This window comes from Streptomyces sp. NPDC006335, assembly GCF_040612795.1.
Lineage (GTDB): Bacteria > Actinomycetota > Actinomycetes > Streptomycetales > Streptomycetaceae > Streptomyces.
In genome coordinates this window covers 119,760-144,733 of sequence record NZ_JBEXQX010000021.1, presented here as the reverse complement: position 1 = coordinate 144,733, position 24,974 = coordinate 119,760, and the positions used below count along the sequence as shown (strand labels likewise).

15 protein-coding genes are annotated in these 24,974 nt (G+C 70.4%); 8 read left to right on the top strand and 7 right to left on the bottom strand.

Features of this window, described 5'->3' with window-relative positions:
- Nucleotides 1-22: 22 nt before the first annotated feature.
- The 6 genes from ABZ098_RS38540 to ABZ098_RS38515 all read left to right on the top strand — a co-directional run bounded on the left by ABZ098_RS38540 (nucleotide 23) and on the right by ABZ098_RS38515 (nucleotide 9,328).
- Entirely contained in the window at nucleotides 23-769 is a 747-nt protein-coding gene (locus tag ABZ098_RS38540; protein ID WP_356598550.1) for an ABC transporter ATP-binding protein, read from the top strand.
- Nucleotides 766-2,775: an FtsX-like permease family protein gene (locus tag ABZ098_RS38535; RefSeq protein WP_356598548.1), complete on the top strand. Its 2,010-nt coding sequence runs from the start codon at nucleotides 766-768 to the stop codon at nucleotides 2,773-2,775. Before ABZ098_RS38540 ends, ABZ098_RS38535 begins: the two co-directional genes overlap by 4 nt.
- Before the next feature lie 494 nt (nucleotides 2,776-3,269).
- Entirely contained in the window at nucleotides 3,270-3,878 is a 609-nt protein-coding gene (locus tag ABZ098_RS38530; RefSeq protein ID WP_356598547.1) for an ABC transporter ATP-binding protein, read from the top strand.
- The gene (locus ABZ098_RS38525) at nucleotides 3,875-4,741 is read left to right on the top strand and encodes an ABC transporter permease (protein ID WP_356598545.1); all 867 of its coding nucleotides are present in this window, start codon (nucleotides 3,875-3,877) and stop codon (nucleotides 4,739-4,741) included. Before ABZ098_RS38530 ends, ABZ098_RS38525 begins: the two co-directional genes overlap by 4 nt.
- A 15-nt stretch (nucleotides 4,742-4,756) precedes the next feature.
- Entirely contained in the window at nucleotides 4,757-6,571 is a 1,815-nt protein-coding gene (gene uppS / locus ABZ098_RS38520; protein ID WP_356598543.1) for a polyprenyl diphosphate synthase, read from the top strand.
- A gap of 186 nt (nucleotides 6,572-6,757) precedes the next feature.
- Complete coding sequence (locus ABZ098_RS38515; RefSeq protein ID WP_356598541.1) at nucleotides 6,758-9,328, top strand: SpoIIE family protein phosphatase; 2,571 nt, start codon at nucleotides 6,758-6,760, stop codon at nucleotides 9,326-9,328.
- A gap of 47 nt (nucleotides 9,329-9,375) precedes the next feature.
- Here the strand turns inward: ABZ098_RS38515 and ABZ098_RS38510 are convergent, their stop codons facing one another.
- From ABZ098_RS38510 to ABZ098_RS38495, 4 genes are all read right to left on the bottom strand, one after another.
- Nucleotides 9,376-10,539 (bottom strand): substrate-binding domain-containing protein, encoded by a 1,164-nt coding sequence (locus tag ABZ098_RS38510; protein ID WP_356598539.1) that lies wholly within the window; start codon nucleotides 10,537-10,539, stop codon nucleotides 9,376-9,378.
- 67 nt (nucleotides 10,540-10,606) lie between these two features.
- Nucleotides 10,607-11,650 (bottom strand): ABC transporter permease, encoded by a 1,044-nt coding sequence (locus tag ABZ098_RS38505; protein WP_356598593.1) that lies wholly within the window; start codon nucleotides 11,648-11,650, stop codon nucleotides 10,607-10,609.
- A gap of 59 nt (nucleotides 11,651-11,709) precedes the next feature.
- The gene (locus tag ABZ098_RS38500) at nucleotides 11,710-13,251 is read right to left on the bottom strand and encodes a sugar ABC transporter ATP-binding protein (RefSeq protein ID WP_356598537.1); all 1,542 of its coding nucleotides are present in this window, start codon (nucleotides 13,249-13,251) and stop codon (nucleotides 11,710-11,712) included.
- 84 nt (nucleotides 13,252-13,335) lie between these two features.
- Nucleotides 13,336-16,194: a SpoIIE family protein phosphatase gene (locus ABZ098_RS38495; protein WP_356598535.1), complete on the bottom strand. Its 2,859-nt coding sequence runs from the start codon at nucleotides 16,192-16,194 to the stop codon at nucleotides 13,336-13,338.
- Between the two features lie 826 nt (nucleotides 16,195-17,020).
- On the opposite strand from ABZ098_RS38495, the gene ABZ098_RS38490 reads away from it, so the two are divergent.
- Both ABZ098_RS38490 and ABZ098_RS38485 read left to right on the top strand, forming a co-directional pair.
- Nucleotides 17,021-17,293, top strand: coding sequence for a DUF4265 domain-containing protein (locus ABZ098_RS38490; RefSeq protein WP_356598533.1), 273 nt, complete (start codon nucleotides 17,021-17,023; stop codon nucleotides 17,291-17,293).
- Between the two features lie 876 nt (nucleotides 17,294-18,169).
- Complete coding sequence (locus ABZ098_RS38485) at nucleotides 18,170-19,075, top strand: alpha/beta hydrolase (protein ID WP_356598591.1); 906 nt, start codon at nucleotides 18,170-18,172, stop codon at nucleotides 19,073-19,075.
- A 26-nt stretch (nucleotides 19,076-19,101) separates the two neighbouring features.
- On the opposite strand, the gene fxsT is transcribed toward ABZ098_RS38485, so the two are convergent.
- Genes fxsT through ABZ098_RS38470 form a run of 3 tightly spaced genes read right to left on the bottom strand, consistent with a single transcriptional unit; the run spans nucleotide 19,102 to nucleotide 24,970 of the window.
- Nucleotides 19,102-23,109, bottom strand: a complete 4,008-nt coding sequence (fxsT, locus tag ABZ098_RS38480; protein WP_356598531.1) for an FxSxx-COOH system tetratricopeptide repeat protein — start codon at nucleotides 23,107-23,109, stop codon at nucleotides 19,102-19,104.
- Nucleotides 23,106-24,332, bottom strand: coding sequence for an FxsC protein (fsxC, locus tag ABZ098_RS38475; protein WP_356598529.1), 1,227 nt, complete (start codon nucleotides 24,330-24,332; stop codon nucleotides 23,106-23,108). The genes fxsT and fsxC overlap by 4 nt, the downstream gene beginning before the upstream one ends.
- On the bottom strand, nucleotides 24,329-24,970 hold the full coding sequence (locus ABZ098_RS38470) for a TIR-like protein FxsC (RefSeq protein ID WP_356598527.1): 642 nt from the start codon (nucleotides 24,968-24,970) through the stop codon (nucleotides 24,329-24,331). The genes fsxC and ABZ098_RS38470 overlap by 4 nt, the downstream gene beginning before the upstream one ends.
- Nucleotides 24,971-24,974: the final 4 nt, after the last annotated feature.

The following is a 24,974-nucleotide window of genomic DNA, read 5'->3' as shown; positions in this document are numbered from 1 at the left end:
TTTCCTCCGGGGAGTCAGCTCGATGAGCATCACCTCCGCCGTCCTGACCGGCACCGGCCTGTTCAAGTCCTACGGCACGGCCCGCGCCCTGGCCGGCGTCGACGTCGACGTGACGGCCGGCCAGTCCCTGGCCGTCATGGGCCCGTCCGGCTCCGGCAAGTCCACCCTGCTGCACTGCCTGGCCGGCATCGAACAACCCGACTCCGGCGAGGTGCTGCTGGACGGCAGGCGCATTGACCGGCTCGGCGAGCCGGCCCGCAGCGAGCTGCGCCGCACCGCGTTCGGCTTCGTCTTCCAGTCCGGCCAACTCCTGCCGGAACTGCCCGCCGACGAGAACGTCGCCCTGCCGCTGATGCTCGGCGGCATGGCACGCCGGACGGCCGTCGAGGAGGCCCGGCAGTGGTTCGGGCCGCTGGGCCTGCAAGGTCTGGAGGGCAGGCGTCCGGGGCAGCTTTCCGGCGGTCAGGCGCAGCGGGTGGCCATCGCCCGGGCCCTGGCCGGCCGCCCGAAAGTGATCTTCGCTGACGAGCCGACCGGCGCGCTGGACCAGGCCACCGGTATGGAGGTGATCCACCTGCTGACGGACGTCAGCCGCCGCCAGGGCGCCGCCCTGGTCCTGGTCACCCACGACGCGAACGTGGCCCGCTGGTGCGACCGCACGGTGCACGTCCGTGACGGCAGGCTGGCCGAGTCTCACGCAGATACAGAGACAGAGGCCGGGACCCGGACGGCTACCGGGACCGACGCGGAGGCGGGGTTCCGGCGATGAGGGCACTGGACCGCACCACCTGGGCACTGACCTGGCGGCTCACTCGGGCCGGCGGCCGTACCGGCCTGCTCGCCACCGGGCTCGCGGTCGCGGCCGCAGCAGTGTCCACCACACTGCTGCTGCTGTGCGTCGCGCTGAACCTCGGCTTCCAGCACCGCGCGGACCGTACCGACTGGCGCAACCCCGTGGCCTCCTCCCGCCCCGTGGCCGTCGAGGCGGTCGGGACCACGTTCACCCGGGGAGCACCCGTCACCGTCGTGGACGTCGCCCGACTGCCCGGCCACACGGCGCCCGCCCCTCCCGGCCTGGACCGCTTCCCCGCCCCCGGTGACCTGTGGGTCTCCCCGGCGCTCGGTGCCCTGCTCGACCGGCTGCCTGCCGACCGACACCCGGTGCCCGGCACACCCACCGGAACCCTGGGCCGCGCTGCCCTGGCCCACCCCGGTGAACTCGTCGCGGTGATCGGACACCGCTCCGGCGACCCGGCGGTCACCGCCGAGCGAGCACCCGACCCTCGCCGCGTCGGCGACATCGTCTCCCCCACTCGCATCGCGTCCTTCACCGGCACGCCGCCGGCGGACGGCATGGGCAGGGCGTACGAGTCCGTGGCCCGGGTCGCCACCGTCCTCGTCGTCGTTCCGCTGCTGGTGCTGGCGGCCTCCGCCGCGCGGCTGTCGATCTCCCGCCGCGACCAGCGACTGGCCGCGCTGCGCCTGATCGGCGCCACGCCGGGCCGTGTCGCCGGAATGACGGCCGCCGAAGCGCTGCTCACCGGAGCAGCCGGGGCGCTGCTCGGCGCTGTGGGATACGCCGTGCTGCTGCCGGCCGAGGCGAGCCTGCCGCTCGCGGGTGGCTCCTGGTACCCGGCCGATCTGTGGATCGGCGCGCGACCGCTGCTGGCGGTGACGTCCGGGGTTGTCGCACTGGTCGTCGTCAGCGCGCTCGCCGGGCTCCGCCAGGTCGTCGTCGGTCCGCTGGGCGTGGCCCACCGCTCCCGCAGTCGCGGCGCGAGCGCCGTACGGGCAGTGGTCTTCGTGGCCGTCGTCGCCGGATACGGCCTGATCAGCAAGGCGTACGGCAGCGACGACTCGATGGCGCTGTACGCGTTCGCCGCGGTCTTCCTGGCGCTGGCCGTGATCGGGCCCTGGGCGGTCCGGATCCTGGGCAGGATCGTCACCGCCCTGGCCAAGCGGCCCGCGACGCTCCTGGCCGGGCGCCGGCTCATGGACGATCCCAAGGCTGCGTGGCGGATCGTCTCCGGGCTCACCCTGGCCGGCTTTGTCGCCGGGTTCTTCGCCTTCCTTACCCTGAACGCCGCCTCCCCGTGGGGAGGACGCCCCGACCAGCTCGCCGTCGCAGCCCCGGTCCACAAGGTGACGCAGGTGCGGAAGCAGGCCGAACAACGTTTGCGCGCCGCCGACGTGAGCGCCGTGGTCGGCGTGGACGACGGCTTCGTGGCCACGGCTCCCTACGACAGCCGCCAGGTCACCGCCACCGTCTCCGGCGGCCCGGCCGAACTGGACCGAGCCCGCACCGCACTCACCGGCCTGGTACCCGATCAGTACCCCACCACCACCACGGACGTGAACTGGTCCGAGAACCTGTTCATCCAGGACTTCACCACCCTCACCCGCGTGGTGCTCGTGGTGACCTTCACGGTCGCCATCACTTCGGCAGGGATCACCGCGGCCGCCGCCGTTCTGGACCGCCGCCGCACCTACGCCCTGCTGCACTTGGCGGGGACCCCGCTGCGGATCCTGGACAGCGCCCGGAACCGGGAGACGCTCATCCCGGTCACAGTGCTGGCCGGCGGGGCCGTCGCGGCAGGGCTGCTGTGCGGGGGCTCGATGGTGCTGGCCGGCGGTGACTCGTCGTTCGACGCCCGCGGCCTGACCGTTCTGGCGGTGTGTTGCGCCGCTGGCGTCGGCGGGATCCTGGCGGCCGGTGGCCTGAGCCGCCCCCTACTGCGATCGGTCACACGGCAGGCGGGGGCGCGCGGCGAGTGACGCCGCAGTTGCGCCCACATTCACGTGTCCACAGCGCGGTGTCGGTGAGCTGATGGTCAGTCGGTAGCCACCCGCAGCCCCACCCCAGCGGCGGACGGGCCGCGCTGCTACGGCAGACCCGCACGGCCGAGACCTGCTGGCACCTGCCCTGCACACCCTCATCCCCAGCCCGCTGTGACCACGCAGCCTTGTCGGCAAGCGTCGACGGCGTGCTGTCCAGGTCAGCGAGCGTGACGCCTTTGAGTTGGCAAGCGCCACGCAGCGCAGTTGGCAGGTTTGTTCCCGCGAGAAGTGTTCCGTCACAGGAGGTATCGGAGTGGCTGGTTGCGGGGCGAGGTGTGGTTCAGCGACATCCCATGCGTGATCTCGGGGTGGGTTGGGCTCGGGCTGCGAGAAAACGGCTACGCCGGAGGCGTGAGGCTCGTGCCTGTTCCACTTTTTGATCGTTAGGCCGTTCGGGCACGGTCGTATCAGGTCGACAGGAGGAGGCAGGCATGGAGGTCGAAGGCATCTATCACGCCTACCGTCGGCGTGTGGTCTTGCGCGGTGTTGACCTACGGCTCCGGGCCGGAACTCTGTGCGGGATTGTCGGGGAGAACGGTGCCGGCAAGTCCACGCTGCTGAGGATTCTGTCCGGCGAACTGCGGCCCACACATGGATCGGTCCGTCACAGCGGCCGGTTCGGCTACTGCCCCCAGCACGTGATCCTCAACGACGCGCTGACCGTCCGGCAGCACCTGACGTTCTTCCAGACGGCCTACCGCCTCCCCGATGTGCGCCACGCCGAAGAGATCATGGATGTCCTGGGCTTCACCAGGTACGCCGACGAGCGGGCCGGGGTACTCAGCGGCGGCACGCGGCAGAAACTGAACGTGACGCTGGCGCTCATGCACGATCCGCAGGTCCTGTTACTGGACGAGCCGTATCAGGGCTTCGACTGGGACACTTACCAGCGGTTCTGGAACCTGGCCGCGCGGCTGCGGGACGCGGGACGCTCGGTCCTGGTCGTCTCCCACCTCGCGTACGACACCGAACGCCTGGACGAGCTGTGGCGCCTGGACAGCGGAGTGCTGCGCGCGGACACGGCAGGGGCCGCCGCGTGAGATTTCACCTGACCCGCTTCGCTGTCTCCACCCGGTTCACGCTCCTCGAACACGGCCGCAACCAATTCGCCGTGGTTCTAGTGATCCTTTTCGTCCCGCTGTGGACCTCCCTGGCGTACCTGGCGATGCCCGACACCCCGGCCCGGATGCGGCTTCGCGCCACCGGAGAAGCATTGACCCCGCACGGCAATGAACTGACCGCGATCAGCGGAGCGCTCAACGCCGTAACCCTCATCACCGGTTTCATGATGTTCGCCGCCACCTTCTCCGGCAGCGGCTTCGACCGCCGGCTGGCCATGGCCGGATACCCCCGCGCCCACCTCGTCCTGGCGAAGGTCACCGCTCTGGCTCTGGTCTCGGCGGCGGTCGCCGCTTATGCCACAGCGGTCATCTGCCTGGCCTGGACCCCCCGCCAGCCGCTCCTCCTCGCCGCCTCCCTGTTCTGCGCGGGACTCACCTACGGCGCTCTGGGAGTCGTCTTCGGGTCCCTGCTGCGCCGGGAAGTCGAGGGGATGTTCGCCATCGTGATGACCAGCATCATCGACCTCGCGCTGCAGAACCCCATCACGAGTTCCGGCGCCGACAACCCGCTCATGCGCTACCTGCCCTCGTACGGGGCCATGCAGGCCAGTACGGCGGCAGGATTCTCCACCAACCCGGTCCCCGGCCATCTGGCCCTCCAGTTCACCTGGTTCGGGCTGGCCGCCCTGGTCGCCCTGCTGGGCTTTCGCCACAGCACCCGCAACTGCCTGCCGACCGCCCCCACTCCGCCGCCCGGGCCAGGAAACAGCAAGGCCGACATCCCCGCACCCCGCCAAACTGCCGGCCCATCGGCCACGGCGTCCGACACGGAAACACACTGAGGGCCCGCTCCCCACATGCGCACCACCACGCACTCCACAACGCCAGACCTCGACGACCCTCTGCCCGCACAACGAGGGCGACCCACCCATCGCCCGCCCACCGGTGAAGACCCGTCTCTGCGGGCGGCGTACCGGCTGTGCCGGCGCACCACACGACAGCAGGATCCCGGGATCTACGCCCTCATCCAGCTGATGCCGAACGTACTGCGGCCGTCCTGCTGGGCCTTGTGGGCGGCAGCGACTGTCCTGGACGACCTCGCCGACCAGCGGGATGCGGAGCCGGCCGAACGTGCGGCCCGCGTCGAAGCGTGGACCCAAGCGCTTCAGTGCGACCTGGCGGCCGGCACCAGCACGGATCCGGTCCGGCACGCCCTGGTGGACACCGCCCTGCGATGGCGTCTGGATCTGTCCAGCCTCCAAGGCGCCATGACAAGCACACGCGATGACACCCGCGGCCGCCACTTCGCCGACTGGACCGCGTGGCGGGCCCGGTGCAGCGAGGAAGTCGTGCCCTGGGTCGACCAGGTACGGCACCTGTTCGAACGGGCCGGAGTGCCCATGACGCTCCGGCTGGACCGGCACCAGGACTACCAGCGGTTCGTCGAGGGCGCCCAGCTCACCGACATCCTCACAGACCTGGGCGCCGACGTCGCCCAGGGCGACCTGCTGCTGCCGCAGGAGGCCCTGGACGCCTTCCCCGGCGCCGAGGACGCCCTGCGGCAAGGGAGCTGGAGCCCGGCCGCAGCGGCTTTGGTGCGGGAGCTGACGGCTCTGGCCCGTCAATGGGTCACCAGGCCCGCCATGACCACGGGTATGCACCCGGGCGCTGCCACCGTGCTCAACACGGCCGCCTGCCTGATGCGCGCCCAGCTCGATGTCGTCGACGCGGCCGGCCACGCCCTGCTCAAGCGGGCCCCGCGCCCCTCTCTCGCGGCCCGCACCCGCATCCTCGCCTCCGCCCGCATCCGCTCGAAACTGGCCTGGAGCCTGACGCCCCTGACCGTGCCCGGACCCCGACGACCAGCGGTGACCGTAAGTGGTCCGAGCCCTGAAGAGAGGACCACCCTGCGGCCCCCGCCACCGCACCCCAACGGCGCCCGGCCCCCGCAGATCGCGGCCGACCGGATGCCCGCCCACGTGGCGGTCATCATGGACGGCAACGGCCGCTGGGCCGAGCAGCACGGTCTGCCCCGCCGGGAAGGCCACCGGGCCGGCACCGCCGCCGCCCACGAGATGGTCTACGGCGCCCTGGAGATCGGCCTGCGCCACCTGACCCTCTACGCGTTCTCCACCGAGAACTGGAAGCGCGACACCGAGGAGATCACCACAATCCTGGAAGCGATCCGACGCGACCTCGACCAGGGACCCATCCGCGACCTCGACGTACGGCAGCGCTGGTTGGGCCACCCCGACAAACTACCCGAGGAGCTCGTCCAGGCTCTCCTGCGCGAGGAGCACCGCACCCGCAACCGCACCGGACTGACCCTCACCGTATGCATCAACTACGGCGGCCGCGACGAGATCACACGGACAGCCGCAGCCCTCGCCCAGGCAGCCCACGCAGGCGCCATCGACCCCCACCTCATCGGTGAAAACGACTTCGCCCGCCACCTACCCCACCCCGACATGCCGGACGTCGACCTGCTGTGGCGCACCGGCAATGAACAGCGCACCTCCAACTTCCTCCCCTGGCACACCACGTATGCCGAGTTGTACTTCACCCCCGGCTACTGGCCCGACGTCGACCGGCGTGACCTGTGGCAGGCCATCACCGAATACAGCCGACGCCAACGCCGCCACGGTGCTGCCCTTTCCGGCCGCCGAAGCTGACGAGCTACCGGAACAGGCAGACCGCAGGCCATCCATCAGTCATCACATCCACTGCGAATTGGCACGCCTCGCCCGGGTCCCACCGGGCCGCCGCGTCGAGCGCGGTTTCGACGACACCAAGCAGACCTGCTGCTACCCGACCACAGCGAGCCGCAAGCCTGTCTAAAATGGAACAAATCTCCCAGGGTGATTGAGGGCAACGTGTCGGCCGACGGTGAGGCATCGAGCTCGTACCCGTTCGGCACCACACGTGTCGGAGAGGCGCCCGAGCGTGACGACGCGCTGCTCGGCGCCGCCGTCAGTGCCGTGGAGGTGACCGGAGCGCATGCCGCGAGTGTGTTCCTGCTCTCCGGCGACCGTCGCGCCCTTGTACTGGCCGCGGCGTGCGGAACGCCACCCTCCCTGCTGGGCGGGTGGCGTCGGATCCCGGTCGACAGCCGCATTCCGGTGGCGGAGGCGTACCGCTCGGGGCGCACTGTCCACCTGGCCGACGCGGAGGAGACGATGCGGCGCTTCCCCCAGCTCTCGGTCGCGGTGCCCTACCCGTTCGGCTCTGCCTCGGTGCCCGTGCGCGCGGGCGGGCGGACCTTCGGGGCCATGGCCGTGGTGTGGACGCCCGGGGCCGACCGGACAGGGCTGTCGAGGGCGCAGCGCCGGCAGCTGCGCTCCGCGGCCGACCGTCTGGGCACCACACTCGCCGGTCTGAGCGCGCGTCGGCTGCTCGGCGAGTTTGACGAGCGGACGGCTCCAGTGGTGGTCCCGATGCCGTCCGCTCCTCTGATACGGGTGGGCCTGTTCGACTGGAACCTCGACACCGGAACCCTCACGGCCGACGACGAACTGTGCGCGATCTTCGGTATCGCGCCCCGCGAGTTCGACGGGCGAATGGCCACCCTGACGGCCAGAATCGAACCGGCGGACCTGCCCGGCTTCCGGTCCGCCGCGCGTACCGCGGTCGAGGAGGGACATGTGCTCGCGCACTGCGTGAGCATCCGGGACGGCGGCGGGAGGCTTCACACTGTCGAGCTGTGGGGCCGGGTGCCCGAGGACCCGCACCACCCGCAGACGGCGTCCCACCTGGTCGGCGCCGTGCTCGACTCCGGAAGCGGCATGGCTGCCATGGCGGCGCTGGAGCGGCTCGCGGACGGCTTCTTCGCTCTCTCCCCGGACGGACGTGTCACCTACGCCAACCACAGTCTCGAGAATCTTCTCCGGGTCCGTCAGGAAGAACTGCTCGGCCGACGCCCCTGGGACGTGCTGCCCTGGCTGGCCGATCCCGTCTACGAGGACCGCTACCGGGCAGCCGTGGTCTCCCAGCAACCGGTCTCCTTCCTGGTCCGCCGCCCACCCGACGAGTGGCTCGTCTTCTCCCTGCACCCCGGCGGGCAGGGCATGACGGGGTGGGCGGCACCCGTGCGGCAGCCGTTGCCCGACGGAGCCGGACCGGGGACGTTCGTCGCGGAGGAGGGCCCGCCCGTCGCCTTGTCACGCGCACCCACGGCTCCCCGCCTGGGAGCCCTCTACCGCGTGCTCCAGCTGGGCAGCGCCCTCACCGGGGCGGTCACCGCGCATGAGGTGTTCGACGCCGTCGCCGACCAGCTTCTGCCCGCTTTCGGCGGCCAGAAGCTGGCGATGGCCGTCGTGGAGGAGCGGCGCCTGCACCTGCTCGCGCAGCGCGGTTACTCGAAGCGCTTCCTCGCCGCGTTCGAAGGGACCCCGCTGCATGTCCGACTGCCCGTGACGGACGCGCTGACCGCCGGGGCCCCGCTGTTCGTCGAGACCCGGGAGGAGCTCCTCGAGACGTATCCCGGAACCCTGGTCGGCCGCTCGAACTCCTGGGCGTTCCTGCCGTTGATCGCCTCCAACCGCCCGGTCGGCGCGTGCATGCTCGCCTTCGACGACGTCCACCGGTTCCCCGACGAGGAGCGTGGCGTGCTCACCGCGCTCGGTGGCCTGATCGCCCAGGCCCTCGAGCGCGCCAGGCTCTACGACGCCGAGTTCGCCCTCGCCCGCGGCCTGCAGAGCGCGCTGCTGCCCCACCGGCTGCCCACACTGCCGGGCCTCCGCGTCACCGGGCGCTATGTTCCCGGCACCAGGGGAATGGACATCGGAGGTGACTGGTACGACGTCATCCCCGTCGGGGACGAGGTCGCGTTGATCGTCGGTGACGTCGAGGGACACAGCGTGGCCGCCGCGGCGGCCATGGGCCAACTGCGCAGCGCGATGCGGGCATTCGCCACCGCCGGCCATCGCCCGAGTGACGTGGTCGCCAGCACCAACCGGCTCCATCTGGATCTCGACCCCACGCTGCTCGCCAGCTGCTGCTACGCCCTGTTCGACCCGCGTTCGGGTATCGCGCGCATCGTCCGCGCGGGCCACTGCCCGCCACTGCTGCGTCTGCCCGACGGACACGCCGAAATCCTGAACGTACCGGGCGGCCCGCTGCTCGGCGTGGAGGCGATGGCCGACTATCCGGAGTCGCGGATGCACCTCCCGCCCGGATCGGTCCTCGTCCTGTACACCGACGGGCTCGTCGAGAGGCGCGGCTCCGACATTGGTGCCGCCATCGGCAGGCTCCAGGCCTCCCTGGCCCGCATGGGCGGGGGCCGCCTGGAGGATCTGGCCGACGGCCTGTTGCAGGATGCCTGCAGGTCCCCCGACAGGATGGACGACATCGCACTCCTGCTCACCGAGTACGCCCCGCCACCGGAGAGGGCTGCGGACCAGCCGTCCCCGGGCGCTGGGTTCGGCCCGTAGCCACGAACTTGTGCAAGCTGGGCAGCGGCTCGGCAATCGCGCCGCTGTCACGTGCCCCAGATCTTCCGGTACGCCTCTCGGTAGCCCGACGGGTCCCAGGTCGTGGCACCGTGGCTGTTGTCGGCCGTGGTGATGTGGACCGGGGCTACGTATCCGCTGGCGGGACGGCCGGAGAAGGCGCGGTTGAACTCGTCGACGATCTGCCAGCCCTGCAGGGACAGCGGCTCGGGCACCGTGGCCGCCTGGTACTGCTCGTTGTTGATGCGCTGGAAGGCGGAGGGGTCGCCGTCCCCTGCGCCGATGTTGAAGGGCGGCCCGGAACCCTTCGTGCCGGCCGCGCGGAACGCCGGGGCGGCATCCGCGAAGTAGAGGTCGTTGATGGCCACGGAGTGGGTCCACCTGCTCTCGAAGCGGGCGAGGAGCGCGGAGATCTCCCGCGAGGTGCGGCTGCTCGCGTCCGGGATGGGGATGTTCTCGTACGCCAGCAGCTTGACGCCCGGGCAGGTGGCGAGCTCCTTCCTGATCAGCTCGGACTTGTTCTTGGCGAAGGGGATGGAGGCGTCGGTGAAGACCACGACCCCGGCGTGGCCGTTGGAGTTCGCGATGACCCATTGCCCGCTGACCCGGGCCACGTCCTCGACGTCGGTGGTGACGTTGGTGAAGAGCCGGGGCCGCCGACTGGGCCCGGGGTCAGCGACCGCGTGCCAGCCGACGAGCGGGATGCGTGCCACGTCGGCCCGCGCGACCTGCTGCGAGGTCGAGCCCGGGTCGAAGCCTCCGATGACGATGCCCGAGGGCTTGAGGGCCACGGCCTCGCTCATCGCCGCCTCGATGCCGGCAGGGGTACCGCCACCGTCGATCACCCGGACGTTCCAGCCGATGATCCGTGCGGCTGCCCTTACGCCTTTCGCGACGCCCGCCACTCCCGGATTGGTCATGGTCTGGGCAACGTAGACGATGGTCTTGCCGGACGTCGCCGACGGGCCGCTGGTCGGTCCGTTCCAGGGCACGGCCGTCTTCTGCGCCTGTCCGACGGCGGCCTGTGCCCTCGCCTGGACCGCGGGACAGCCGCTCGGACCCGTGGTGGAGGCCTGCGGGCCGCTCGACGAGCCGCGTTCGCAGCCGGTCAGGACGGTTGCCGCGGCCAGCAGGGCGGTCGCGACGGACCGGGTCTTGAGCGGGCCGGGGGTGACTGTGCGGTCGCGGTGCACGGGGGCTCCTCGCGGAGTTGAGCGGGAGGATGGGGCGGGAAGCACTCGGGTGGTGCCGTGACGTCGTTCATGGAGAGGCGTCTGTTGCGCCGCCGTCCCGCGTCGGGGAGGACGACGGTGCGGCGGGCGCGTCGCGGGCCCGGACGGCGCCGGTGCGCAGGCGGCGCGCGGAGTAGCCGGCCAGGCCGACGGCGATGAGCAGGGTGCCGCCGTAGAACAGTGGGACCGTCCAGAATTCGGCGCCCATCTGGGCGATGCCGGTGAGGCCCACGGAGAGGACGGCGACGGCGACGAGGGTGCCCATCGCGTTGGGGCGGCCGGGTCTGATCGCGGTGGAGCCGAGCAGGGCACCGACGAAGGCGGGCAGCAGGTAGTCGAGTCCGACGCTCGGATTGCCGATCTGCTGCTGGGCGGCGAGCAGCACACCGGCGAAGCCGACGATCAGCCCCGACGCGGCGAACGCGTAGATGCTGTACCGGCGGGTCGGAATGCCGACGAGGTCGGCCGCGCGCGGGTTCGAGCCGACGACGTACAGATACCGGCCGAGCGGCAGCCGCTCCAGCACCAGCCAGAGGAAGACGGCGACGGCGAGCACGTAGAAGGCGGGGACCGGCAGGCCGAGGAACGTGGAGTCGTAGATGTCGGTGAGGGCGACCGGGAGGCCCTGCGGGCCGGAAACGATGCGCCCGCCCCCGGTGATCCAGCCGGTCACCGCGTACATCATGCTGCCGGTCCCGAGCGTGGCGATGAAGGAGTCGATCCGGCCGAATTCGACGATGACGCCGTTGAGGACGCCCACGACCGCCCCTCCGGCGATCACCACGAGGCAGGCGAGCGGCCAGGGCCACCCGGCGTTGACGACGAGCTGCATCACCATGACGTGCGCCAGGCCGAGGCCGTAGCCGATGGAGAGGTCGAACGCGCCCGTCACGATGGGGACCATGGCGGCGAGCGCGAGAAGGGCCGGGATCGACTGGTTGGACAGGATCGAGTCGACGGTGTCCCGAGTGGGAAAGGTGCGCGGCAGGGTGAGGGAGAAGATCAGGAAGAGCAGGGCTGTGAGGGCGAGGAGGCCGTAGGCGCCGACGATGTGCCCGCCCGGGCCGTGCAGTCGGGCCGGGCGACCCGGCCCACGGCGTCCGCCGCGTTCCTTCGACCGGGGCGAGGCGGTCACGGGTTCGGCACAGTTCCGGAAGGGGGCAGGGCCGAAGCCGCCCGGGTGAGCCCGGCGACGGTGAGGTCCGGGCCGCTCAGCTCGGCCGTCACGGCCCCGCGGACGAAGACCAGGGCACGTCGGCACACATCCACCACCTCCTCGAAGTCGGTGGAGATGAGCAGCACGGCGAGGCCGTCGGCCAGTGCCTCGTCGAGCAGGCGGTGAACCGCGGCCTTGGCTCCGACGTCCACGCTCGCGGTCGGGTCCTCGAGGACCAGCAGGCGCAGGCCCGCACGGAGCGACCGGCCGATCATGACCTTCTGTTGGTTTCCGCCGGACAGGGTGGCGATAGGGGCCTCGCTGTCTCGGGGGCGCACCGAGAACCGTTCGATCAGGGCGGCGGCCTCGGCGCGTTCACGGCGGGGGCTGATCCAGCGCAGCGCCGGCAAGCCTCCCGTACGGGGGTTGGCGAGGAGGTTCTCCCGCACGGTCAGTTCAGCGAGGCAGCCCTCCTGCTGTCTGTCGTCAGGCACGAGGGCGACACCGAGCGCGACGGCGTCGGCGACCGTACGGGGACTGTAGGGGCGGCCGTCGAGAAGGGCACGTCCCTCGCGGATGGGCCGGGAACCCGCGAGGGCCCGGCCCAGGTCCGCGTGTCCGGCACCGGAGAGGCCGACCAGGCCCAGGGCCTCCCCGGCCCTGAGCTCCAGACTGACCGGCCCCGCGCCGGCGGTCCGTACGCCGTCGAGGGTCAGGACGGCCGGGCCGCGGACCGGGATGCTGGCACGGTGGTGGTCGGTCGGCTCCTCTCCGACGATGTCGTGCACCAGACGGGCAGGGCTCCGGCCCGCGAGTGCGCCCTGGCTGACGAGACGGCCGTCGCGCAGGACGGCGAAGGTGTCGGCGACCTCGTACACCTCGTCCAGGCGGTGGCTGACGTAGAGGATGCCGTGCCCCCGGTCGCGCAGGGTGTGCAGGACACCGAACAGCCGAGCGCAGTCCGCGGCGGGGAGCCGGGCGGTCGGCTCGTCGAGGACGATGAGCTTCGCCCGGGCGGCCAGGGCTCGTGCGATGGCGACCAGTGAACGCTCGGCCGGGGCGAGCCCGGCGATCGGTGCGTCGGGGTCGAGGTGTCCGGCGACGATGCGCAGGGCCTCGGTGCAGCGCTCTCGGTTCCGCCGCCAGGAGATCAGTCCGGCGCGCCGCGGATACCCGGCGGTCAGGGCGATGTTCTCCGCGACCGTCATCCACTCCACCAGACCGAGATCCTGGTGGATGAAGGACATTCCGCGGGAGGCGGCCTGGCTCCCGAGCTGGTGCCCGTCCACCGTGATCCGCCCTGCGTCGGCCTGGTGGACGCCGGCGAGCACCTTGATGAGCGTCGACTTTCCTGCTCCGTTGGGACCGAGGAGGGCGAGGACGCTGCCGGCGTGGACGTCCAGATCGACCCCGGCCAGCGCGAGGGTACCGCCGAACCGCTTGACGAGGCCGCGGACGCGGACCAGAGGTTCCACGGACATCTCCGGTGATGGGCCTGGCGAATTCCCGACTGTCATGAGCGATGCTATCCGGACGCATAACCAGATAGCAGACATTTACCATCGCTCGTGTCCCAGGCGGCTCAGCGCCGTGCTCGGACCTCACGGGCCGTCGAGTCCGCATTCGGCCCAGATGACCTTGCCTTCCGGGATGTAGCGGGTACCCCAGCTCTGTGACAACTGGGCGACGAGGAACAGTCCGCGGCCGCCCTCGTCGGTGCTGGCCGCCCGGCGCAGGTGCGGGGCGGTGTTGCTGGCGTCGGAGACCTCGCAGATCAGGGTGCGGCCGTGGAGCAGTCGTACCCGGATGGGTCCGGCACCGTGCCGGATGGCGTTGGTGACCAGCTCGCTCAGCATGAGTTCCGTGGCGAACACGGCCTCGTCGAGCCCCCAGTCAACCATCTGCCGGGCGGCGGAACCGCGGACCTCGCCGACGAGGGCCGGGTCGGCGGCCAGCTCCCAGGTGGCGATCCGACCGGGGTCCAGGGCGCGGGTGCGGGCGACGAGCAGAGCGACGTCGTCGTAAGGGTGCGGCAGTGCCACGGTGTCCAGGATCGCCTGACAGGTGTCCTCGGGTGAGCGCTCCGGCTGATGGGCCAGTGTGTCGCGCAGATGGTCGAGGACGACGTCGACATCGCGGTGCCGGTCCTCGATGAGTCCGTCGGTGTAGAGGACCAGTTGGCTGCCTTCCGGGAGGTGGATCTCCGCGGCTTCGAAGGGCAGGCCCCCCAGGCCCAGGGGAGGGCCGGCGGGCAGGTCGGGGAACGACACGTCGCCGTCGGGGTGGACCAGCGCGGGCGGGGGGTGGCCGGCGCGGGCCATGGTGCACTGCTGCGTGGTCGGGTCGTAGACGGCGTACAGACACGTCGCCCCGATGGCGCCGGACCCGTCGGAAGCGGGGTCCTCCCGGTCCAGGCGTCCCACGAGGTTGTCGAGGTGGGTGAGGACTTCGTCCGGGGGGAAGTCGAGTTCGGCGAAGCTGCGTGCGGCGGTACGAAGCTGGCCCATCGTGGCGGCGGAGAGCATGCCGTGGCCGATGACGTCGCCGACGAAGAGGCCGACGCGGGTGCCCGACAGCGGGATGACGTCGTACCAGTCTCCGCCGACGTCGGATTCGGCGGGCAGGTAGCGATGGGCGACCTCGACGGCGTCCTGTTCGGGCAGACCGTGCGGGAGCAGGCTGCGCTGCAGGGCCAGGACCATACTGCGTTCGCGCGTGTAGCGCCGGGCGTTGTCGATGGACAGCGCGGCGCGGGTGGCGAGTTCCTGGGCCAGCGAGCGGTCGTCGTCCCCGAAGGGAGCGGGGTCCTGCGCACGGTAGAAACCGGCGACGCCCAGGACGACGCCGCGGGCGACCAGGGGCACCGCGATGAGGGAGTGGACGTGGCTCAGCATCTGGGCGGTGCGCTCGGGGTCCTGTGCGAGCCAGCCCGCGGCAGCCCTGAGGTCCGGTTCCAGCACTGCCTCGCGGCTGGTCAGACAGCGCGCCTGAGGCGTGGTCGGGCCGTAGTCGATCTGCTTGCCGACGGGATGGAAGGGACAGTCGTCGCGGATGCCGTGGACGACGGTACGACGCAGGTCATGGCGGGCAGACGCGGACTCCTCACCGCGCAGTACGGGCTCGGGCAGATCGATGGTGACGAAGTCGGCCAGTCGCGGCACCGCCGTCTCGGCGAGTTCTTCGGCCGTGCGGCGCACGTCCAGGGTGGTGCCTATGCGGGTGCTGGCCTCGGACAGCAGCTCCAGGCGCCGTCGCGCGGCCAGGGCGTACGTCCCCACGTGCGGCTCCCCCACCATCACGAGCCCTCTGGCGGGGAGCGGGGAGCCGAGGTGACCGTGCGCCGCTCCGTCGGCATCGGCGGTCGTGACGCGTTCACCGGCCGCCGCGACCTGGCCGAGTACAGCCACAGAGAGATGCCCGGGCACCACGAGGCCGGGGACGCCCCCTGATGCCAGGCGACCGGAGGCGGCGGCAGGCTCGGCGAGGAGACCGGCCGGCACGTCGACATGCTGCGGCGCGGCGAAAGGCTCGCTCAGCAGAGGGGCGGGAAGGACGGCCTCGATGGCGATGCCCTCCACTGCGGAGGCACCGGTCACCGGACGGCTCACGAGCGTGACGTGACGGCCGTCGGACAGTGTCACGTCGACGGCGGCCCGCTGCCCGCGGGAGATCAGCTCGGCTGCCTTCTCCACGATGATCGCCCGGTCCCGGGGGTGCAGTTCGCGTGCTAGTTCTTCCACGCCGACGCTGCGGTAAGGGCCGGCGGCTTCGGCCGCGATGTCGCGGTACGCCCGCAGCAGAGCGCGCTCACGCGCGGAACTGTGCTCCAGCAGCCGCCGCTCGATGGCCCCGCCCGCCCTGCGTATCACGGCGTCCAGTGCCGGGTCCTCGGCGCTGCGCGGATAACCGAAGCACAGGACACCCTCGATGCGGCCGCTGAGCGGGTCCCGGACGGGAAGCGCGCGACAGGCGCTGCCCTGGGAGCGCTCGGCGAAGTGCTCGGCACCGTAGACCCGGATGAGTTGCCGCTCCGCCAGCGCGAGACCGATGCCGTTGGTACCGGCGACCTGCTCGGCGAAAACGAACCCCGGGACGCTCTGGATCGCCGGGAGACTTCGGGCCAGCGACGTCTCTCCAAAACGGCGCAGGAGAACCGTCCCGTTAGCATCGGCGACGGAGATGTTCATCGCGCTGTCCGCGAACTTGACCTGCAACCGGTCGAGCACCGGCACGGCCGCATGGACGAGCCGGTCGTCCGGATCGAAATCCTCCCGGAAGGGAAGATCGTTCTGGTCCGGCGACAGCCCCATGGACCGGCAGCGCTGCCAGGAGCTCAGGATCGAGGTCCGGACACCCGCCTCGACCTGCTCCCCCTGCAGAAACCGCTCACGAAGACTGGCGGGCCCCGTGCCGTCTGTCGCACGCCCCGTCGGTATCGGTTCGCCGCCGGACCGACCCACGCTCCGCCTCACTCACACCGTAGATAATCCATATCAAGAAATTATCTGGCATTCATGAGGATACGGTGATTATGAACGCGAGTCACGGTTGGTAAGGCCTCTCACACACGGCATCCGGACGGGGGGCTGCAGGACTGCTGCGCGCCTGACGGGCGAGCCGGTCCGCCCCAGCGGCCCCGGCCCGCGAAGACCGCGTTGGCTCAGCCTCCACAAGGCGGGTTCCAAGCACAGGGCGTATCAGAACGGTCGGCGCGTGACCTGGATGCCGCGCCACACCTCATCGCCGCAGCTCAGGGCGGCCTGAGCTGCTGAGCCCGCTGGTGGACAGGGCTTGAACGTGTCCATTGGCCGCGACGACATCGGCAAGTCCCCATGAGCCGCGGGTTCGGATGCCGGACGGTTGCGCTGCCCGTCACGGTTGCGTCGGTTGTCGTCGGCGCGGGAGCGCGGGGCGCAGGACATAGCCGCCTTTGGGGAGCGCGGTCCGTGCAGCAGCGGCAGGGTCATCGGGATCTCCACTCCCCACACCATTCGGGGCCCGCTCAGTGGTCTGCCTTGAGGGACGGACCGTACTGATGCGTACCTGGAAGCTGTCCATCGCCATGCCCAAGAGGTAGAGGAGACCGACGACTGGGATCAGCGCGCTCAACCTCCTCCAGCCGGTCAGAGTGAGCATTCCCTCGGGTTGCCGCCCCCGAGCAGGTCGCGCACCTGCTCGGACCAGTACGAGCGCGGCGGCCAGGCCGAATGTGCTGACGGCGATCCACTCGCTGACTGCCAGCACAGAAGTCGCCACTGAGCTGACAGATCAACACAGCCCTGGGCCGTGGACCTCGGCGATGGGACCGCGCGCGTGGACAACACCCCGTGGTTCGTCCGCGGGATCGCGAGCGACGACATCGTCAGAGTCGAGGTCGACGACGAAGGCCTGTGGTGGGCCGGGGAGACCGAGCAGTTCCGCATGGTCGCGCTGGACGTCCCGCCGACAGCGGACCTTCCCGGGATCCGCAGGCTGCTGGAACCCGGCGCAGCCGAGGAATGGTGCCCTTGGGAGGAAGGGTGCGTCACCGCGGCCTGGCGGGCTATGGCCTCGGACTAGAGCCGGAACCGTCGTGGTCTGCTCAAGCTCTCGGCCGGCTCGCGGGGGCCTGGGGAACGGTCAGGTTCTCGGCGTACCGCAACGCCGACACCGGCGCGGGTCAGGTCGGCGACAGATCACGGCGCCCGTAGGGCGGGCATCAGGGGGTGCGGCCCTTCTCCGTGCACAGTTCGTCCAGTCACGTCCCGCGCGCAGCTCGCCACCGTGGCTCGCGGGGTGCCGGCCCGCGTCATCCGCACGGTCAGTGGCGGGCCCATCCGCCCCGGAGCCCGACCCACAGCCACCACGCGGCCACCCCCGGCCGCTCCTTCCACACCGCACCCCACCAGTGGACCATGGCCTTTCGCCAACGGGGCCGAAAGCGGAGGGACTTCACCAGGACGTATGAAGATCGCCAACGGTATCCGAGGGCCCGAGCCGACTTTGCCACCGCCGCCCACACGGGGCGGCACGGAAGGCATCGCTGGGCAGAGGGCAAGGGGCGCATGCGCGCCCGCACGCGTCGCCCCGCTCGCGCGCCACAGGACCGGCGGTCGGCCCGAGGTCTGCGCGGGGCGGTGCACGCTCACCCCCACTTGGGGCCGCTCTCGCGGTACTCCGCCGTTCAACAAGGAAGGCGAATCGCGCGCCCTGCGCCCATCGGTTGAGGAAATGCCTCCTTCGGCGTATTGAACAACCCGACCGCCAGGCACGTCACTTAGAACATGCACTACCGTCAACGCGTCGCGTGACAGGGAGCGGCAAAGTACGGAGGTTTCGCCAGCAGGGTACGAAGTCCGAAACATACGTCGACGCGAGGTCACACGGCACAGATGCTGGTCTCGGGTCCCGCTCCGGACATCGACCTCTGGCAACGGGAGGTACCACGTGTTCAGGATGGTCGAGGCGGCTGGCTGCCCCGGCAGAAAGCTTGCCTGCGAGACTTGGGGGGATCCGAACGGGTATCCGGTCTTCTTGCTGCACGGAACGCCGGGCAGCCGACTCGGGCCGCGTCCTCTGCCCGCCTTCCTGCACCGGCTCGGCATCCATCTGATCGCCTATGACCGCCCGGGTTATGGCGACTCCGGGCGCTTTCCCGGACGCGTCGTCAAGGATGTGGTGGACGATGTCGAGGCCATCGCCACCGCGCTCGGTATCGAAGGCCGGTATTCCGTGGTGGGCCGTTCGGGAGGTGGCCCGCACGCCTTGGCCTGTGCCGCCCTCAATCCGGATCGGGTGGCCAGTGCGGCCTGTCTGGTGAGTCTGGCCCCACCCGACGCTGAGGGACTGGACTGGTATGCGGGGATGGCTGAGTCGAATGTACTCGCCTATACCCGGGCAAGGCTGGCGATCACGAAAGACCCCAAAGGGCTCAAAGAACTGACGGACAGTCTCGCCAGAAGCGCCGACGCCGTGAAGCAGGAGCCGGGTTCCCTGCTGAGCAATCTCGATCCCGAACTGCCGGCGGCCGACAGGGAGGTCGTCGAGGACGCCGGGATGCGGGGCCTGCTGCTGGACAACTACCTACAGGGTGTGGGCGAGTCCTCGGAGGGCTGGCTGGACGACGTCCTGGCCCTGTGCCACCCCTGGGGATTCGATCCGGTCACCATCAAGGACGTTCCGGTTCTGCTGTGGCACGGCGAGCACGACACTTTCTGCCCGGTGGGCCACTTCCGGTGGCTCGCCGATCGCATCCCCTCCGCAATCCCCGTACTGCAGCCCAGCGCCGCCCACTTCGCCGCCCTGTCCGCCCTGCCCGAGATCCTGGCCTGGGTCCGGGACCGGGGACACGGGCGGCACTGAGGGCGGTCGGTGTCCGTGAGACGTCTCTAGATGGGATGCGGGTCGAGTTCGAGCCCCGAGCGGTTCCATTCCCGCAGCGCCACGGTGTACGGGTGGTCCGCCCCCAGTCGGCGGGTCATGGCCCCCAGCGTCTCCTGTCGTTTGGCGTCGGCGACGGTCTCCTCGTGCAGTTCGTCCAGCAGGATCGCCATGTTCGCGCTGCACACCAGGGTGGCCGGGTGGTCGGGCTTGAGACTCTCGCGAAGCCGGTCGTAGGCCTCCTCGTACAGGGTCCGGGCGGCTGCCCTGTTGCCCAGCGAGGCCTGGGCGTTGGCGACGTTGACTCGGCACATGACCCCGAAGAGGTGGTCCTCGCCGAAGATGCTCTCGAAGGCCGCGGCGGCCTGCTCGGCACAGGTCAGTGATGCCGCCGCCTCACCGGCCGCGTACAGATAGACCGCGTAGTTCGTCATGCAGGTGATGGTGTGGGGGTGCAGTTCTCCGAAGCCTTCGGGGCGCTGACAGCCGGCGAGCACCGTTTGGGCCAGGTCGGCGGCCTCCTGTGCGCGTCCCTGAGCGGCAAGGTCTCCGGCGAGGCTGAGCTCCAGCAACAGCCGCTCCGGGGAGGCGTGTTCCTCCTCGTCGCCCATCGCCTCCAGGACTTTCCTGGTGAGTTCCTCCGCCTCCGCCGCCAGCCCGGCCCGGCGGAGCGAGACCGTCAGCGCCTTCGCCGCGTTGTGGGTGATCGGTGAACTCTCCCCGTAACCGGGGTCCTCGAGGCAGAGCTTGTAGGTGCTGCGCAGTTGGCGCACCGCCTTGTCGTACTCCCCGCAGTCGCACAGGTCACGGCCGTGGTTGATGGCGGACTCGATGGTGTTGGTGTGATTCGGACCGAAGATCGACTCCCGGGTCTCGAGGGTGCTCTGGTCCAGTTCGAGCGCCTCGTAGTACTGGCCCGACAACCTCAGCGACACCGCGAGGTTGCTGCTGGCCAGCAGGCTGCGCTGGTGGTCGTCGCCGTAGAGTTCGATGAACTTGCGACGGGTCTGTCGGTCATAGGCCAGGGCGTCCGTGAACCGGCCGAGGCCGCGCAGATCGGCGGCGTTGCTGCCCGCGGTCATCAGGATGTGCAGGTCGTCCTCGTCCTTGAGCGTCTCCCGTTGCCGGCGCAGTACGTCCTGATCGATGGCGAGGGACTCGGTGTACCGCCCCTGTGCCCGCAGGATGTTCGCGATCTGGAACTCCATGTGCAGCGCCCACCGCTCGTCGCGGCCGCCGTTCTGCGGCTTGCTCCATTCCGTCAGGACTCGACGGCTGAGATCCAGGGCCTGTTTCAGCTCGCCCCGTCGGCGCAGCTGGCGTACCCGGTCGACGATGAGCTTGCGGATACCGCTGGTGCGGGTCGACAGCGCCCAGGGAGTGCCGAGGTGCGGCCAGATGATGCGGTAACGCTCCCACGTGTGGTGATCCTCGGGGTCGTCCTTCTCGGGCCGAGCGGCGACCAGGGTGCGGTACACCGCCTCCGAGGTGGCGCGCTGCTCCTCCTCCGTCATCGAGGCGCGCACCGACATCTGCACCAGCCGGTGCACCTGCAGGCTCTGTGAGCGCCGGTCCACCTTGGCCAGCGAGTACCGGTTGAGTTCCTGGAAGCCCCTGGAGATCATCTGCGTGCTGTCCAGCACGGTGGATCCGCCCCGAAGGGCCCGGGCGATCTCGGTGCTCTGCAGCAGGTCGAAGGAGATCGGTTCCGGACTGAACCAGGAGGCGAGTCGCAACAGCTGCACCGCGGGCGGGTAGTTCTTGCTGAGCTGTGCGATGGCCACCCGCCATGCCTGTGACACGTCCAGCAGCTGATCGTCCGGGCTGATGCCCTCGGTGTCCGCGGCGGGCTGGTTCTGCAGCTGCGTCACGTACTCCTCGGTTCCGATGCCGGACTCCTTGAGCGCCGCGGCCGCCTGCTCCACGGCCAGCGGCAGGTCTCCGAGCGCGTCCGCCACCGCGTCGGCCTCTTCCACGGTGCATTCCGGAAGCCGGTTGAGCAGGTGGGTGATGCTCTCCCCGCGGTCGAACACGCCGACCTCGACGATCTCCGCGTGCCGGTCCCAGCCCTCGGAGCGCTGGCTGGTGACGATCACATGCCCGGATCCGCCGCTGACGAGCAGATCGGTCAGACTCTCGGGGCCTTCGGCGTTGTCCAGGATCAGCAGCCACCGGTGGTAGGGAAGACCGCGCCTGAGGGCGTCGCGCACCGCGGCCGCGGTGTCCGTGGGGTTCTTGCGCTCCTGTACACCGATCTTCGGGGCCAGCCAGGCGTACTGCTCCACCGCCAGGTTGCGCTGGTCGGCCTGGATGTGCCAGACGACGTCGTAGTCCCCGCGGAACCGGTGCGCGAACTCCTGTGCCAGGAGGGTCTTGCCCGCTCCTCCCATGCCCCGCAGCAGCACCGTGCCGCTGCCCCGCCGCAGTTGCTCGCGCAGGTCCTCCAGCATGCCTGCGCGTCCGGTGAACGCCGTGGTGCGCAGCGGCACCAGCCACACCGGGGGTTCGGCCCCCGGATAGCGTGGTCCGTCGCCGTCCGTGGTCGCCGGATGCACCCCTGACGGTGTCGCCGCGTCCAGCGCGCGCAGCAACGCCTCCGCGGCCTGGGCCTCATCGGCGCCGCAGGCGACGAGATCCGCGGCCTGCCGTTCCGAGTACGGAGCGCTCAGCCGGACGTCATCGACCTTGACGGGGATGAGGCTGCGCCGGCTGCCCAGCGAGTCGATGGAGGCGATCTTCTCCCAGACCGTCCGAGCCTGATCGGAGCGCAGATAGGCGTTGGACAGCACCGCGACCGTCTGGAAGGCGGAATCCACCCCCTGTTCCGTCTCGTCCTTGACGAGACGCCCGGGGACGGTGCCGCTGGGTGCGAGGTGGACCCGGAATCCCGTGGTGCGCAACACATGGGCGATCCAGTCCGCCCAGGTGCGGTCCTCCGGGACGAAACTGAGGTAGACGTCCGAGTTGCCGAGCGGCCGCTGCCGCTTGTAGCGCTCCAGTTGGTGCTGCCGGACGCCCTCGTCGATCCGGGTCAGCGAGGTCACCTCGCCGTCCGAGATGATCCCGGTCAGCCGCTCGCACGCGGCGAGCATCGACGAGTGGCTGCCGGGTGCGTCGCGGAACGGCGCGAGCATCTCCTCGTAGGCGTAGCTGGGACGGTAGGGGATCTCGGCCTTGCCCCAGTAGTCCAGCGGGTCCCGGTCGCTGTGGTGGCGGCGCAGCGTCTCGGCGAATCTGGACCGCACCTGCTGCCGGGTGGCCTCCAGCCGGTCCGCCTCGCCGTTGGCGTCCTCGACGCGTGTCAGTACCGGGACGATGCGGATGTTGCGGTACCCGTAGATGCCGTCGATCTTGCTCGCCACGGCGTGCGCGCCGTCGATGCCCTGGCTGCTGGGCGTGAAGCAGACCACCAGGACGTGCGGCAGCATCACCGTGCAGATGTCGGAGACGTCGTTGAGGCCCGTGCGGCTGTCGACCAGCACGTAGTCATAGTGCTGGCACAGCTCCTCCCGTAAGGCCTGCAGCAGACGCGGGCCGTGCCAACCGTCCCAGAACGGCATCCAGTTGAACTGCGAGAACGCCGCCAGATACTGGCTGTTCTGCGCCCCGGCGGAGATGAAGTCCAGTCGCCCCCGGCCCGGGAACTGCCAGTTCACCGGGATGACGCAGTGATTGAAGCGGGCCTGTTCGGCGACCCAGGCCGCTTCCTCCTCGCCGGGGTGTCCCTCGTCCACCCCGGTGGCCTGCTGCTTCTGCAGGTGCAGCCGTTCGGTCACCGCCTGGCTGAAGCTGCTGAACAGGTTGAGGACACCGGCCTTGGTGCGCAGTTGCTCCTGGTCCAGGAAGGGATGGAGGAACCGGTCCAGACCGGGAGCGTCCAGATCCCAGTCGACGGCCAGGACCCGCTGGCCTCCGGAGGCAAGGATCCAGGCGGCGTTGGCCAGCGCCATGGTCCGTCCGGTGCCGCCCTTGTAGGAGTAGAAGGTGACGATGCGCCCGTTGCCCTCGCCGCTCATTCGCCGGTCTCCGAATCGTCGTCCTTGTTCGGCCAGGAGCGTGGTGCCGGGGCGTGCTCCTGGATGCCACCCACATACCGCATATACGACCCCTGCGCCAACTCGGCGAAAATCAGACCGAATGCGTCCGCTGTCTCGATCCCGCGGGCGGCCGCGCGCTGGACGTTGCGACCCGCGTCGAGATGTCTGGGGAGCGCGGCCCTGAGCAGTGCGCGCAGTCGTTCCTCGTGCTGCCGGGTCTGTTCCTCGTCCAGGGCGAGCACGGCGAGCACGGCGACCCAGGGCCGGCCGGCCGCGTCGATGTCCCGGACACGCTCGGCGAGCCGGGGATCGCTGAGCGTCCAGGCGTCGATCACCAGCACCCAGGGGGCCGGTCCCGGGCCGGGGCTGACGAACTCTCCGTAGGCCTTCTCGAAGGGCACGGACTCCGGGCTGAACCCCAAGTTCCGGGCGACTTCGGCCATTTGGACGGCCACGGGTGCCTCGCCTGCCGACCGGTAGGGCCGCCAGTCGGTCGGCAGCGGTCCGTAGGCATCCGCATCGCGGCCCGGGGGAAGCCGGTCGCCCTGCGGGGCCAGCACGGTCAGACGCAGCACCGGGCGCGGTGGCGGCACCGCGAAGGCGTCGGCGACCGCGACGACCTCGCCGGCGTGCACGGGCGGCGCGGGAGAGGTTCGGGCCGCCACCGCCACCCGCCGGGCCAGCCGCTCCAGGATCCGCCGGTAGACCTGCCCGTCCTCGTCCACGTCCAGCAACTGGTAGATTCCGCCGTCCTCGTACCGTTCCTTCTCGTCCGCCGCGGCGGACGATGCCTCGTGCGGCTCGGGAGGGCCGAGCTCGACCGGGACGTCCAGCACCGCCAGGGGCAGCGCCGCAGCGGCCCGGCGCGGCGTCCACAGGACAGGGACCACCGACCCGGGGAAGCCGGCGCCCGCACGTCGCCGGAACGCGGCCCACTGCCGGCCGCAGACGGGGTCGGTGAAGTACCGTGGCGAGTACAACGGTACGAACACCTGGCAGGTGGCCAGGGCTCGCTGCGACTCGGCGAGGGTGGCGCCCGCGCGTTCCACGAAACCCGCCGCGACCTGCGGGACATCCAGGACGCGGGCCACAGCGCGCGACAGATCGTCGAAGAACTCGAAGACGGGCCGGTCCGGGTCGGGCCCGAACACCCGGCTGCCGGGCGTACGAGCATGGCTGAGGAAGAAAACCGGAGCCGTCACTGATCCTCCTGGAACACGTTCCTGAGGTCCTCGAACAGGGCGACGTCGCACGGATCGAGGCGCGCTGTCTCGGCGACCTCCACGATCGCCTGCGCGATGCCCCACACAGCCTGTCGATAGCGTGTCCTGCGCCCCTCCGCCATGAGGCCGAACAGGCCCTTCTGCTGGTACTCGCCGCCCAGATCGACATGCGTGTGCTGAAGGCCCCGGGCCACCGCCGGCACCCGCACCCGATCCGGGGACAGCCACCACACGGGGACGATTGGCGTCACCGTATGGGGCCTGGATTTGCGGTGGTGCTGCTGACGGCGCTCGAAGGCGTCCCACTCCTTGCCGCACCACTCGCTGTCGAAGTAGCGCGGAGAATAGACCGGAACAAATACCTGGCAGGTCGCCAGGGCGTGCTTGAGGTGTTTCTCCCATTCCGCGCCGAGCGGAATCCTGCGGTCCAGAAAAGCTTGCGTGCCGCCGGCGTCGACTGTGGTGAGCTGCATGATCAGATCGAACAACTGCTCGTAGAACTCCACCAGATGGCGGTCCGGGCCGCCCGGGTCCCCGCGCGCGATCGGCACATGGGCGTAGCTGAGAAAGAAGTACGGCGCTTGTCGGACCGAGTGCGATTCATGCGGTCCGCTCACTGTG